This window comes from Methylobacterium sp. E-005, assembly GCF_022829725.1.
GTDB lineage: Bacteria > Pseudomonadota > Alphaproteobacteria > Rhizobiales > Beijerinckiaceae > Methylobacterium.
On sequence record NZ_JAKSYG010000202.1, the window covers coordinates 1 to 308 of the forward strand.

The 308-nt window shown below is 73.1% G+C and carries 1 pseudogene; it reads right to left on the reverse strand.

The annotated features are described in order from the left end of the window. Window positions 1–215 (reverse strand): annotated as a pseudogene (locus MKK88_RS23235) (methyl-accepting chemotaxis protein); the annotation flags it as partial. Window positions 216–308 lie beyond the last annotated feature (93 nt).

Genomic DNA, 308 nt, shown 5'->3' on the forward strand with positions numbered 1-308 from the left:
GCGGTCTGATCGGCCAGGGTCTTCACCTCGCCCGCCACGACCGCGAAGCCCTTGCCGGCTGCGCCGGCCCGGGCCGCCTCGATGGTCGCGTTGAGGGCCCGCAGGTTGGTCTGGGACGCGATCCCGTCGTACAGCCGGACGACCGCGTCGAGGCACCCGGCCGCGGTCGAGAGGCGCCGCATCCGTTCATTGCTGTGCGAGGCCTCCCCCGACGCCTGGGCGGACAGGCTTGGGGCCTAGGCCACGCGGCAGCCTTACCTGGAGATTGAGGACGACAGGTTCGCGGTGGCCGTCGGCCGCCTGCGGAC